A 12,021-nucleotide genomic window follows, 5' to 3' on the forward strand; every position below is an offset into this window, starting at 1 on the left:
CGCCTGGCTCCACACCTACAATCACCACCGCGGACACACCGCACTCGCAGGCCAACCACCCGCCAGCCGCGTTCCCAACCTCACAGGACAGAACACCTAGTCGTGCGCCAGGATGCTCCCCCGGCGCGAGAGCACGAAGTCGCGGAAGGCCGCGGCCGGCGGCGTGAGCGGGCGGGCCGCGAGCCAGGCCAGGCCGATGGCGCGGCGGGTGCGGGGGGCGGTGACCTCCAGTTCGACGACGCCGGGGCGGGGGACCAGCGCGGGCGGCAGCAGGGCGACGCCGAGGCCCGCGGCGACCAGGCCGCGCAGGGTCTCCACCTCCTCGCCCTCGAAGGCGATCCGCGGGGCGAACCCGGCCTCGGCGCAGAAGCCCTCCATGATGTGGCGCAGCCCGTACCCCTCCTCGACCGTCACCCAGGGCTCGTCCGCGACCTCGGCCAGCCGGATCCGGCGGCGGGCCGCGAGGCGGTGGTCGGCCGGGACGGTCAGGAACAGCCGCTGCTCGTCCAGCGGGCGGGCCACCAGGTCGGGGTCGTCCGGGAGCGGGGAGACCAGGCAGAGGTCGAGCTCGCCCGCCCGCAGGCGCTCCAGCATCGCGGCGACGTAGTCCTGCACCAGCTGGAAGCGCACCCGCGGGTGTCCGGCCCGGAAGCCGCGCAGCAGGGCGGGGACGGCGTCCGTCCCCATGGTGTGCAGGAAGCCGAAGGCGACCCGTCCGGCCGCCGGGTCGGCCTCCGCGCGGGCCGCCTCGACGCCGCGCTCGACCTCGGCGAGGGCCCGTTCGACGGCGTCCAGCAGGATCCGGCCGGAGCGGGTGAGCCGGACGGCGCGGCCCTGCCGGGCGAACAGGTCGACGCCGAGGTCGGCCTCCAGCCGGGCGACGGCCCGCGACAGGGTGGGCTGCGGCATGCCGAGCAGCTGGGCGGCCCGGGTGACGTGCTCCAGCCGGGCGACCGCCGCGAACTCCGCCAACTGCGGTGCGAGCAGCGTCACATCGGCGTCGGGGCCGAGTTCGGCGGGACGGACCGGCCCGGAGCTGCTCTGATGCGCCATGGCATGGATCATCGCGCATTGATGCATTGGACGCATCAACCGGCCCGGTCCTAGCGTCGACGCCATGCAGCCCGCCAGTACCGAGGCGTCCGCGCCCGCCCCCACCAGCACCCCCGCCGGCACCCCCACCAGCACCCCCGCCGATCTGCGCCTGCGCCCCGGCAGCCGGGACTTCCGCCGCGCCAACCTCGCCCTGTTCGCGGCGGGCGTGGCCACCTTCGTCCTGCTGTACTCCACCCAGGGCCTGCTGCCGATCCTCTCCGCCGACCTCGGCCTGACCCCCGGCCAGGCCAGCTGGACGGCCTCCGCCTCCACCCTCGGACTCGCCCTCGCCCTGCTCCCGGCCAGCGCGCTGTCCGACCGGTACGGGCGCACCGCGGTGATGACGGCCTCCACCCTGGCCGCCGCGCTGCTCGCGGTGGCCCTGCCGTTCGCCCCGGACCTCACCACGCTGGTGGTGCTGCGCGCCGTCCAGGGCGCGGCGCTGGCCGGGCTGCCCGCCACCGCGATGGCCTATCTCGCGGAGGAGGTGCACCCGGCGGCGCTGGCCTCCGCGATGGGGCTGTACGTGGCGGGCAACTCGATCGGCGGGATGGGCGGCCGGCTGGTCTCCGGCTGGGCCGCGGCCGCCTGGGGCTGGCGCTGGGGGCTGGCCGTCTCGGCCGTCCTGGCGCTGCTCGCGGTGCTGGCCTTCCGCGCGCTGATCCCGCGGGCCCGGCACTTCCGCCGGGCGCCGGTGGACGCCCGGGCGCTGGCCGCGACCGTCGCCGGGCACCTGCGCGACCCGCTGCTGCTGCGGCTGTACGCGCTCGGCATGCTGTTCATGGCCGTCTTCGGCGCGGTCTACAACACGGTCGGGTACCGGCTCACCGCCGCGCCCTTCCACCTCCCGCAGTCGGTGGCCGCCTCGATCTTCGTGGTCTACCTGGTCGGCACCGCGTCCTCCGCCTCGGCCGGCCGCCTGACCGCCCGCTGCGGCCGCCGCGGCACCCTCTACCTGGCGATCTCCACCACCACGGCGGGCCTGCTGCTCTCGCTCGCGGACTCGCTGCCCTGCGCGGTCCTCGGCCTGGTCCTGATCACCGCCGGCTTCTTCGCCGGCCACGCCACCGCCTCCTCCGCCGTCGGCCGCACCGCCACCACCGGCCGCGCCCAGGCCTCCGCGCTCTACCTGATCGCCTACTACCTGGGCAACAGCCTCGGCGGCACCCTGGGCGCCGACGCCTACCACTCCACCGGCTGGTCCGGCACCGCGGCCGTCGCCCTCACCGCGATGGCCTGCGCGGCCGGCGTCACCCTCTACGCCACCCGCCGCGCCCACGCGGCCCGCCGGGCGGGAGCCGTCACTACACTTCGGGCATGAGCATCGACCCCGCCGTGTTCGCCATGCTCCGTGAGATCGCCGACCAGTTGCCGCAGACTCCGGGGATGGGGAAGATCGAGATCGCGGACGGCACGGTCGTGGTGATGATGTCGCCGGTGAAGCGGCACGAACTCGCGGTGATCCGCATCGCTCAGCAGCTCAACGGGCAGCTTCCGCAGACCCACCCCGGTTACATCGCCCACGGTGGCGCCGACTTGGCCGACCCCGCCCACGGGCGCCTCCGCAACCCCGACCTCATGGTCTTCCCGGAGGCGGCGCTGGACGACGAGGCTCCGGCGTTCCTGCCCCACGAGATCCTGCTCGTCGTCGAGATCGTCTCGAAATCCAACTCCGAGACCGGTTATCACGCCAAGGTCGCCGACTACGCCGCCATGGGCATTCCGCTCTACCTCCTGGTCGACCCCCGCCTGGGCACCGGGATCGTCCACTCCGAACCGAACTACACCCGCCGCACCGACTTCGCCTTCGGCGACGTGATCACCGTCGGCCCCTGGACGCTCGACACCGGCGTCCTGCGCACGTACGCCGGGTAGCCGGGCCGGGCCGGTGGACGCGGGGGGTTGCCGGGGGCGGCGGGCGGCGTGACGCTGGAGGCGGTCTGAAGATTCGCGCGCGTCCGGTCGGCCGCGGGTCCGCGTGCCGCGCCGCCGGTCGGCCGCAGGACGCCCGCCCGACAGTGGGATGTGGGTGACCCCCATGATCGATGCCAGAACCCATGCCGCCGCGCTGGCCGAGCACCGGGAGGGCCTGGCCGCCGCGCAGGTCGACCCCGCGCTGCGCCCGGCCCTGGACGAGCTGCTCGCCGAGGTGGCCGACCACCCCGCGGACGCCGCCCTGGGCAGCCTGCTGGACCACCTGCTCCAGCACGCCCAGTCGGACGGCATGGAACTCGACCTGCTTGCCGAGGCCGCCGCGATGTGGACCGAGGGGGTGGACCTCTACACGGAGACCGGCGCGGTGCGCGCCGACATCGAGGCCGCCCTCGCCGACCCGGCGCACCCGGACGCGGCGGCGAAGTACTGCGGGGCCACGGTGCGCCTGCGGAAGCTGGGCGAGCGGGTGCACGGCAAGCACCTGGAGATCCAGGACCTGGGCCGGCGGCTCGCCGAGATGCGGCACGTGCCGGAGCACCCGCGGCAGGGCGACCTCCCGCTGGACGCCTGGGGCTGGGGCGACGTCTTCCTGGCCCGGCGCACCGACGCCTTCGTCCGCGCGGCCTTCGCGGCGGCGGACACCCCCGCCACCCGGGCGACGGCCTTCGGCGTCCTGTCCGGCCACGCGGCGAACGCCGCCGGCTCGGCCTACCTGGGCAAGGTCGTCGGCGGGCCCCGGCGCAGCCACCGGTTCCGGGACCGGATCGCCCGCCACACCGTCGGCTGCTACCTGGCCCAACTGCGGCCGGAGGCCGGGGACTTCCGCCGGCTCGCGGCCACCCTCCGGTACGACGCGTCCCCCGGGGCCCGGCTCCCGGACGAGGCGGCGGCGTTCCTGACCGAGGTGCTCGAACGGACCTACGACCTCGGCGCGACGGCGCCGCCGCCGGACCTCGGGCTCGGGTACCGGCGCCTGGTGCGGCAGTTGGAGCTGCTCGGCACGTTCCGGCAGCCGCCCCGGCCGAAGCTCCCCGCCCCGGTGTTCGTCCGGCGGCTGTGGGCCGACCCGGCGAACCCGCCGGTCCCGGTGGTGACGACCGAGACGGCCACCCCGCCCGCCGTCGCCGACTCCGGGCTCGGCCCGGCCACGTACTCGGGGCCGGCGGTGCCCCCGTACCAGCGCCCGCCGTCCGCGACGGACAGCACCCGGGACAGCGACAACCAGTGCGGCAGCTTCTGGCTGGGCGTGCTGGGGTTCATCGCCTTCGTCGGGACGCTGGGCGGCGTGTGCTGGGAGCAGTGGGGGAACGGCACCTCGTGCACCTTCTGGGACAAGCACGTGTCGGACAACTTCCGGCACGCGTTCGAGACCAGCCTCAGCCCGGAGGAGCAGGCCGCCCTCGCCTCGCAGTACCAGCCGCTCACCTCGGAGGAGTTCGCCCGGGGCGCCGACCTGCCCCAGCTCACCCAGCTGGTGGGCCTGTTGTTCGACTTCCAGGCCCGGCTGTGGGAGGGCCTGCGGAAGGCGGGCGGCTACCTGGCCGGGTGCGGGGTGGCGGCGCCGGACGGGCGGCTGCGCTACCCGCTGTACCGGCAGTTCCTCGCGGTGCCGTCGAGCGGTGACAACATCACCCCGCGCCGCCCCGAGGCCGATCCGGTGGCGGTGTTCTACCGCTACCCGCTGACCCCGCTGGAGGAGCCGTCCGACGGCGGCGGCGGGTTGCCGGTCGGCACCGACCCCGGCTGGCTGCTGCGGGAGTCCACCGCCGCGGTGACCGCGCTGTGGACCGGGATCGCCGAGGGCGCCTCCGGCGAGGCCAACCCGGACCTGGACGCCGACCGGTTCCGCCGCTACGACTGCTGGGCGGCCGGCGGGTCGATCGACGACGACCCGGTGGACGTCCGGGTCCTCGACTACGACGAGACGTGAGGAGGCCGGCCATGCCCGCGCGCAACGACGGCCGCGACCCGGAGGGGACCACCGACGACCGGCCGTACCTGTTCGTCCACAGCTACCCGCCGCCGGTCCTGCCGGCCGGGTCCTTCCCGGTCGACAACGGCGTGCGGCCGGTGCCGCCGGAGGTCTGCTGGTACCTGTGCTCCGGCATCCAGCCGCTCACCGCCTTCCAGCCCGGGGAGGACCTGACCGTGCAGGTGACGGTCGGGAACTGGCAGGGCGGCAACAGCGAGTCGATCGCCTACCTGGGGCTGTGGTGGTCGCCCCCGGTCAGCGGCCCGCTCGTCCCGGACGCCGACAAGTTCCTCGGCCTCACCACCGTGGTGGTGCCGCCGCACGGCGGGCAGGTGGTCTCCGACCCGCTGACCGGGCGCATCCCCGCGGACGCCGGCGACCACGTCTGCCTGCTGGCCCAGGTCCGGCACCCGCTCGACCCGCCGGGCACGAACGTGGCCGACCCGGTCAACGACCGGCACTGGGCGCAGCACAACCTCGTCGTGCTGCCGTCCGGCGGTGCCGGGACCCTCCCGTTCCTGGCGTCCAACCCGCTGGCGGAGGAGGCCGAGTACCTGATCAGCGTGGGTCCCGTCCCGCCGCTGCGGTGGCCGGGCTTCCGGCTGGACGGGGGCCCGGAGCCGGTGGGGGCCGAGGCCGGGCCGATCGTGCTCACCGGCCCGGACGGGCAGGAACTGGCGCGCGACGAGGGCGAGTTGTCCTGCGCCCTCGTCCTGGACGGCGGGGAGCGGCGGCGGCTGGAGGTCACGGTCGAGCCGGCCGGGGCGGTGGCGGCCGGGACGTTCGCGCCGTTCGAGGTCGTCCAGTACCGGATCGGCGCGGAGGTCCCGGCCGGCGGGATCGGCCTCGCGTTCACCGGCGGCTGAGCGGCCGGTGAACGCGGGTCCGGTCCCGCCGGCCCCGGCCGCGGCGGTCAGCCGATCCGGTCCAGGACGATCGGGGCCGGGGTGAACGCGGTGCCGGCCGGGGCGACGGTGACGGCGTCGGCCAGGGCCTCTAGGGCGTAGGGGAAGCGCTCGGGGGTGTCGGTGTGCAGGGTGAGCAGGGGCTGTCCGGCGGTGACGGGGTCGCCGGGCTTGGCGTGGAGTTCGACGCCGGCGCCGGCCTGGACCGGGTCCTCCTTGCGGGCGCGGCCGGCGCCGAGGCGCCAGGCGGCGACGCCGACGGCGTAGGCGTCGAGGGCGGTGAGGACGCCGGTGGCGGGGGCGGGGACGACGTGGGTCTCGCGGGCCACCGGGAGGGCGGCGTCGGGGTCGCCGCCCTGGGCGGTGATCATGCGGCGCCAGTGGTCCATGGCGGAGCCGTCGCGCAGGGCGTCGGCCGGGTCCTTGCCGTGGACGCCGGCGGCGGCGAGCATCTCGCGGGCCAGGGCGAGGGTGAGTTCGACGACGTCGGCGGGGCCGCCGCCGGCCAGCACCTCGACGGACTCGCGGACTTCGAGCGCGTTGCCCGCGGTGAGGCCGAGCGGGGTGGACATGTCGGTGAGCAGGGCGACGGTGGCGACGCCGGCCGAGCGGCCGAGGCCGACCATGGTGCGGGCGAGCTCGCGGGCGTCGTCGAGGTTCTTCATGAACGCGCCGGAGCCGACCTTGACGTCCAGGACGAGGGCGCCGGTGCCTTCGGCGATCTTCTTGGACATGATCGAGGAGGCGATCAGCGGGATCGCCTCGACGGTGCCGGTGACGTCGCGCAGGGCGTAGAGCTTCTTGTCGGCGGGGGCCAGCCCGTCGCCGGCGGCGCAGATCACGGCGCCGCAGCCGCGCAGCACGTCGAGCATCTCCTCGTTGGAGAGCAGGGCCCGCCAGCCGGGGACGGACTCCAGCTTGTCGAGGGTGCCGCCGGTGTGGCCGAGGCCGCGACCGGAGAGCTGCGGGACGGCGGCGCCGCAGGCGGCGACCAGCGGGGCGAGCGGGAGGGTGATCTTGTCGCCGACGCCGCCGGTGGAGTGCTTGTCGGCGGTGGGGACGCCGAGCGAGGAGAAGTCCATCCGCTCGCCGGAGCGGATCATCGCGTCGGTCCAGCGGCTGATCTCGCGGGCCGTCATGCCGTTCAGCAGGATGGCCATGGCCAGGGCGGACATCTGCTCGTCGGCGACCTCGCCGCGGGTGTAGGCGTCGATGACCCAGTCGATCTGGGGGTCGGTCAGCTCGCCCCGGTCGCGCTTGGCCCGGATGACGGAGATGGCGTCCATGCAGGTGCTCCAGAAGATCCAGAAGAGGTGAAATGCGAAGAGTGCCGCGGGATGTCCTCCCGCGACACTCTACGCGCGTAACAAGGCGGGCGGCTACAGCCGCTCCGGTCCGAACGCGTCCGGCAGCACCTCGCTCATCGGGCGGATGCCGGAGGGCAGTTCGACCAGCAGTTCGGGCCCGCCGTGCTCGTACAGCAGCTGGCGGCAGCGCCCGCACGGCATCAGCAGCTCGCCGCCGCCGTCCACGCAGGTGAAGGCCACCAGCCGGCCGCCGCCGGAGGCGTGCAGCGCGGAGACCAGCCCGCACTCGGCGCACAGGCCGAGTCCGTACGAGGCGTTCTCCACGTTGCAGCCGACCACCGTGCGGCCGTCCTCGACCAGGGCCGCGGCCCCGACCGGGTACTTGCTGTAGGGCGCGTACGCGTGCCGCATCGCCGCCCGGGCGGCCTCGCGCAGCGCCGCCCAGTCGACCTCCGGTGCCGCCGTCACTTGGCCTGCCCCTTGCGGTAGACCAGGCCGTCCGCCTTGGGCATCCGCAGCCGCTGCGAGGCCAGCGCGAGCACCACCAGGGTGATCACGTACGGGGTGGCCACGATCAGCGGGCGCTGCACCTCGTCGGTGCAGGCGTACCACGCGGCGACGCCGCCCGCGACGACGATGCTGATCGCACCGGCGGTGAACTTGCGGCGGTAGAACTGCCAGAGCGCGAGCAGCGCCATCGCGACGGCGACCACCAGCAGCAGCACGTGCACCGAGTCGGCGTCGCGCAGCTGGAGGCTGTCGGTGAAGCCGAACAGGCCCGCGCCGGCGGCCAGGCCGCCCGGCATCCAGTTGCCGAAGATCATCGCGGCCAGGCCGATGAAGCCGCGGCCCTGGGTCTGCCCGTCCCGGTAGAAGTGCGCGGCGACCAGCGAGAGGTACGCGCCGCCGAGGCCCGCGAAGGCGCCGGAGGCGGTCACCGCGAGGTACTTGTACTTGTAGACGTTGACGCCCAGCGACTCGGCGGCGGACGGGTTCTCGCCGCAGGAGCGCAGCCGCAGGCCGAACACGGTGCGCCAGAGCAGGAAGTAGCTGGCGACCAGGAACACGGCGGCGATCAGGGTGACCACCGACAGCTCGGTGACCAGGCCGCGGACGATGCCGGCCACGTCGGAGACCAGGAACCAGTGGTGCTTCTCGACGCCGTCCAGCCAGCCGGACAGGCCGGGGAAGGTGAAGGTGGGCAGCGAGTCGGAGGGCGGCGACTGGTTGGCGCCGGCGCCGTCGGCCACGTAGTCCTTGTAGTAGATCCGGTTGACGTAGGCGCAGATGCCGGGGATCAGCAGGTTGATGCCGACGCCGGAGACGATGTGGTCGACGCCGAAGGTGACGGTGACCAGCGCGTGCAGCAGGCCGCCGAGCGCGCCGCCCGCCATGCCGGCCAGCAGGCCGACCCACGGGTTGACCAGGAAGCCGCCCCAGGCTCCGCAGAAGGTGCCGGCCACCATCATGCCCTCGAGGCCGATGTTGACCACGCCCGCGCGCTCCGACCAGAGGCCGCCGAGACCGGCCATCGCGATCGGCACGGCCGAGGAGAGCGCGGCGGCGATCTGGCCGGAGGAGGTCAGGCCGTGGTTGCCGGTGGCCGCGCCGACCGCGGCGAACAGCACCAGGGCGAGCGCGATCAGCAGCAGCACCACCGGCCAGGTGAGCTTGGTCCGCTTCGCGGACGCGACCGGCGTCTTGGGCTTGCCGGCGACTGCGGTGCTCATGCCGCGACCTCCTTCTGGGCGGCCGCGGCAGCCTGCGCGGCGAGCTCGGCGCCGACCTTCTGCTGCTGGCGCTTGAGGCCGTAGCGGCGCACCAGCTCGTAGGCCACGACGACACAGATGACGATGGTGCCCTGGATCACCGGGATGATCTCGGACGGGTAGTCGCCCCGGGTGGGCAGCTGGGCGCCGGAGGCGTCCAGGAAGGCGAACAGCAGCGCGGAGAACGCGATGCCGATCGGGGTGTTGCGGCCGAGCAGCGCCACCGAGATGCCGATGAAGCCGAGGCCGGTCTGCACGTTCTGCCCGAAGTACGGGGTGTTCTGCATGAGTTCGGGCAGGCCGACCAGGCCGGCCAGCGCGCCGGAGACCACGATCGAGGTGATCACCATGCGCTTGACGTTGACGCCGGAGGCGCTCGCGGCGGTCTCCGAGCGGCCGGTGGCGCGCAGGTCGAAGCCGAACCGGGTGCGGTTCAGGGTGAACTGGAAGACCACGCCGACCAGCACCGCGATCACGAGGAAGCCCCACAGGGTGCCGCCCTGGGTCTCGATCGAGAAGAAGTGGCTGGACTCGGAGATCTTGCCGGTCTGGATCGAGTTGGTGGTGCCGCTGGTCTTCGGCGCGAAGATGCCGGGCACCAGCAGCACGCCGATCACGGCGGTGGCGATGGCGTTCAGCATGATGGTCGAGATGACCTCGCTGACGCCCCGGTAGACCTTCAGCAGACCGGCGATCGACGCCCACAGGCCGCCGACGCACATCGCGACGAGCAGCAGCAGCGGGATCTGCAGGAAGGCCGGCAGGTCGACCTGGCTGCCGACGAACGCGGCGAACATCATGGCCAGCTTGTACTGGCCCTCGATGCCGATGTTGAACAGGTTCATCCGGAACCCGAACGCGGCGGCGGCCGCGGCCAGGTAGTACACGGTGGCCTTGTTCAGGACGGCGACCTGCCCGTCGGACGCGGTGCCGTAGTTCCACATGATGGAGAAGGCGTCGAACGGGTCGCGGCCGGAGACCGCCAGCAGGGCGCCGGCGATGATCAGCGACAGCAGCACCGCCAGCACGGGGGCGGCCAGGGCGAGCCCGATCCGCTCCAGGTCGACGCGCTCGCGCAGCGACCGCTTGGCCGCGGGTGCGGCCGGGGGGTTGGGACTGGTCATGTGGCTACTCCCCCGCCTGCTCGTCGTCGGCGGTGTCGGTGGACGGGGTGTCGGTGGGCGCGGCGGCGTCGGCGCCCGGGGCGGACTCGATGTGGCCGCTGGCGGCGCCGGTCATCGCGCTGCCCAGGTCCTCGGCGGTGACGGTGGCCGGGTCGGCGTCGGCGACCAGGCGGCCGCGGTAGATCACCCGGATGGTGTCGGACAGGCCGATCAGCTCGTCCAGGTCGGCGGAGATCAGCAGCACCGCCAGGCCGTCGCGCTGGGCGGTGCGGATCTGCTCCCAGATCTGGGCCTGCGCGCCGACGTCCACGCCGCGGGTCGGGTGGGCGGCGATCAGCAGCTTCGGGGAGTGGCTCATCTCCCGGCCGATGATCAGCTTCTGCTGGTTGCCGCCGGACAGCGAGGCCGCGGTGACCTCGATGCCGGGGGTGCGGACGTCGTACTCCTCGACGATCCGCTGGGTGTCGGCCCGGGCGCCGGCCGGGTCGAGCAGCACGCCCTTGGAGTTGGGCCGCTCGGTGACGTGGCCGAGGATGCGGTTCTCCCACAGCGGGGCTTCCAGCAGCAGGCCGTGCCGGTGCCGGTCCTCGGGGATGTAGCCGATGCCGGCCTCGCGGCGGGCCCGGGTCAGGGTGCCGGTCAGGTCGGCGCCGTCCAGCGTGACGGTGCCGGCGTCCAGCGGCAGCATGCCCATGACGGCCTCGACCAGTTCGGCCTGGCCGTTGCCCTCGACGCCGGCGATGCCGAGGATCTCGCCCTTGCGGATGCGCAGCGACACGTCGTCCAGGACGACGCGCTCGACGCCCTCGGCGTCCGGCTTGGCGATCCGCAGGCCCTCGACCCGGAGCATCTCGGTGTCGGTGACGGTGGACTCGCGGCTCTCCGGGGAGGGCAGTTCGGCGCCGACCATCAGCTCGGCGAGCTGGCGGGCGGTCACCCGGCGCGGGTCGGCGTCGCCGACGGTGGTGCCGCGGCGGATCACGCTGATCGCGTCGGCCACCGAGAGCACCTCGTGCAGCTTGTGCGAGATGAAGATGACGGTGACGCCCTCGGCCTTGAGCTCGCGCAGGTTGTCGAAGAGCGCGTCGACCTCCTGCGGCACGAGCACCGCGGTCGGCTCGTCCAGGATCAGGATCCGGGCGCCGCGGTAGAGCACCTTGAGGATCTCCACCCGCTGCCGGTCGGCCACGCCCAGGTCCTCGACCAGCGCGTCCGGCCGGACGCCCAGGCCGTACTGGTCGGACAGCTCGCGGATGCGGGCCCTGGCCTTGGCGCCGATGCCGTACAGGCTCTCGCCGCCCAGGACGATGTTCTCCCAGACGGTGAAGTTGTCGGCCAGCATGAAGTGCTGGTGGACCATCCCGATGCCGCGCGCGATGGCGTCCGCGGGGGTGGCGAACTCCACCTGCTCGCCGTCGATGGCGATGGTGCCCTCGTCCGGCTTCTGCATCCCGTAGAGGATCTTCATCAGGGTGGACTTGCCCGCGCCGTTCTCGCCCATCAGCGCGTGGACGGTGCCCCGCCGCACGGTGATGTCGATGTCGTGGTTGGCCACCACACCGGGGAAGCGCTTGGTGATGCCGCGCAGTTCGACGGCAGGTGTCGCCGTTCCCGCGCGGGGGGTGCCGTCCGTCGGGACGGAGTCGGAGGGGGTGATGGCGATCTCCTGCTGGTCGTCGGGCGCTTCGTCGCGCTGAGGGCTCAGTGGGGAAACCCGGGGGGAGCCGTGCCGCGGGGCCGGGGGGGGCGGTGCGGCGGTGTGCCGTGGGTGGAACCGGCAGGGGCCCGGGCGGGCGCGCCCGGGCGCGCCCCCCCCGGCCCCAGCCGTGCGATCGGGTCGGGCCGGGGGTGGGCCGGGCCCGGCGTTAGGGGCGGGCGGGACCGGGGGGTGGCCGCGGGTGGTCTGCTGGGTGG

10 protein-coding genes are annotated in these 12,021 nt (G+C 74.1%); 4 read left to right on the forward strand and 6 right to left on the reverse strand.

Going from position 1 to position 12,021, the window contains the following annotated elements; genetic code table 11:
- Positions 1–96: 96 nt before the first annotated feature.
- Positions 97–1,053 carry a LysR family transcriptional regulator gene (locus ACIQVD_RS34010; RefSeq protein WP_400687096.1) on the reverse strand — a complete coding sequence of 319 codons (957 nt, stop codon included), beginning with the start codon at positions 1,051–1,053 and terminating at the stop codon, positions 97–99.
- A gap of 64 nt (positions 1,054–1,117) precedes the next feature.
- Between ACIQVD_RS34010 and ACIQVD_RS34015 the strand changes: the two genes are divergently transcribed.
- The 4 genes from ACIQVD_RS34015 (at position 1,118) to ACIQVD_RS34030 (ending at position 5,868) form a co-directional block, all read left to right on the forward strand.
- Positions 1,118–2,416 (forward strand): MFS transporter, encoded by a 1,299-nt coding sequence (locus tag ACIQVD_RS34015; RefSeq protein ID WP_402292711.1) that lies wholly within the window; start codon positions 1,118–1,120, stop codon positions 2,414–2,416.
- Positions 2,413–2,970, forward strand: a complete 558-nt coding sequence (locus ACIQVD_RS34020; protein WP_402292712.1) for a Uma2 family endonuclease — start codon at positions 2,413–2,415, stop codon at positions 2,968–2,970. The genes ACIQVD_RS34015 and ACIQVD_RS34020 overlap by 4 nt, the downstream gene beginning before the upstream one ends.
- 163 nt (positions 2,971–3,133) lie before the next feature.
- Positions 3,134–4,960, forward strand: coding sequence for a hypothetical protein (locus ACIQVD_RS34025; RefSeq protein ID WP_402292713.1), 1,827 nt, complete (start codon positions 3,134–3,136; stop codon positions 4,958–4,960).
- An 11-nt stretch (positions 4,961–4,971) separates the two neighbouring features.
- On the forward strand, positions 4,972–5,868 hold the full coding sequence (locus tag ACIQVD_RS34030) for a hypothetical protein (protein WP_402292714.1): 897 nt from the start codon (positions 4,972–4,974) through the stop codon (positions 5,866–5,868).
- A 47-nt stretch (positions 5,869–5,915) separates the two neighbouring features.
- On the opposite strand, the gene ACIQVD_RS34035 is transcribed toward ACIQVD_RS34030, so the two are convergent.
- The 5 genes from ACIQVD_RS34035 to ACIQVD_RS34055 form a co-directional block, all read right to left on the reverse strand.
- Entirely contained in the window at positions 5,916–7,193 is a 1,278-nt protein-coding gene (locus tag ACIQVD_RS34035; RefSeq protein WP_111556302.1) for a thymidine phosphorylase, read from the reverse strand.
- A gap of 93 nt (positions 7,194–7,286) precedes the next feature.
- Positions 7,287–7,682 carry a cytidine deaminase gene (locus tag ACIQVD_RS34040; protein WP_400687107.1) on the reverse strand — a complete coding sequence of 132 codons (396 nt, stop codon included), beginning with the start codon at positions 7,680–7,682 and terminating at the stop codon, positions 7,287–7,289.
- Positions 7,679–8,944, reverse strand: coding sequence for an ABC transporter permease (locus ACIQVD_RS34045; RefSeq protein ID WP_400687109.1), 1,266 nt, complete (start codon positions 8,942–8,944; stop codon positions 7,679–7,681). The genes ACIQVD_RS34040 and ACIQVD_RS34045 overlap by 4 nt, the downstream gene beginning before the upstream one ends.
- Positions 8,941–10,107, reverse strand: coding sequence for an ABC transporter permease (locus tag ACIQVD_RS34050; RefSeq protein ID WP_400687111.1), 1,167 nt, complete (start codon positions 10,105–10,107; stop codon positions 8,941–8,943). Before ACIQVD_RS34050 ends, ACIQVD_RS34045 begins: the two co-directional genes overlap by 4 nt.
- Before the next feature lie 4 nt (positions 10,108–10,111).
- Positions 10,112–11,665, reverse strand: coding sequence for an ABC transporter ATP-binding protein (locus tag ACIQVD_RS34055; RefSeq protein WP_402292715.1), 1,554 nt, complete (start codon positions 11,663–11,665; stop codon positions 10,112–10,114).
- Between the last annotated feature and the right edge of the window lie 356 nt (positions 11,666–12,021).

The organism is Kitasatospora sp. NPDC090308 (genome assembly GCF_044769485.1).
In the GTDB taxonomy this organism is placed as follows: domain Bacteria; phylum Actinomycetota; class Actinomycetes; order Streptomycetales; family Streptomycetaceae; genus Kitasatospora; species Kitasatospora fiedleri.

Excerpts from the sequence above, each read along its gene's own strand:
- ACIQVD_RS34010 (WP_400687096.1), bottom strand. The coding sequence starts at position 1,053 with ATGGCGCATCAGAGCAGCTCCGGGCCGGTCCGTCCCGCCGAACTCGGC.
- ACIQVD_RS34015 (WP_402292711.1), top strand. The coding sequence starts at position 1,118 with ATGCAGCCCGCCAGTACCGAGGCGTCCGCGCCCGCCCCCACCAGCACC.
- ACIQVD_RS34020 (WP_402292712.1), top strand. The coding sequence starts at position 2,413 with ATGAGCATCGACCCCGCCGTGTTCGCCATGCTCCGTGAGATCGCCGAC.
- ACIQVD_RS34025 (WP_402292713.1), top strand. The coding sequence starts at position 3,134 with ATGATCGATGCCAGAACCCATGCCGCCGCGCTGGCCGAGCACCGGGAG.
- ACIQVD_RS34030 (WP_402292714.1), top strand. The coding sequence starts at position 4,972 with ATGCCCGCGCGCAACGACGGCCGCGACCCGGAGGGGACCACCGACGAC.
- ACIQVD_RS34035 (WP_111556302.1), bottom strand. The coding sequence starts at position 7,193 with ATGGACGCCATCTCCGTCATCCGGGCCAAGCGCGACCGGGGCGAGCTG.
- ACIQVD_RS34045 (WP_400687109.1), bottom strand. The coding sequence starts at position 8,944 with ATGAGCACCGCAGTCGCCGGCAAGCCCAAGACGCCGGTCGCGTCCGCG.
- ACIQVD_RS34050 (WP_400687111.1), bottom strand. The coding sequence starts at position 10,107 with ATGACCAGTCCCAACCCCCCGGCCGCACCCGCGGCCAAGCGGTCGCTG.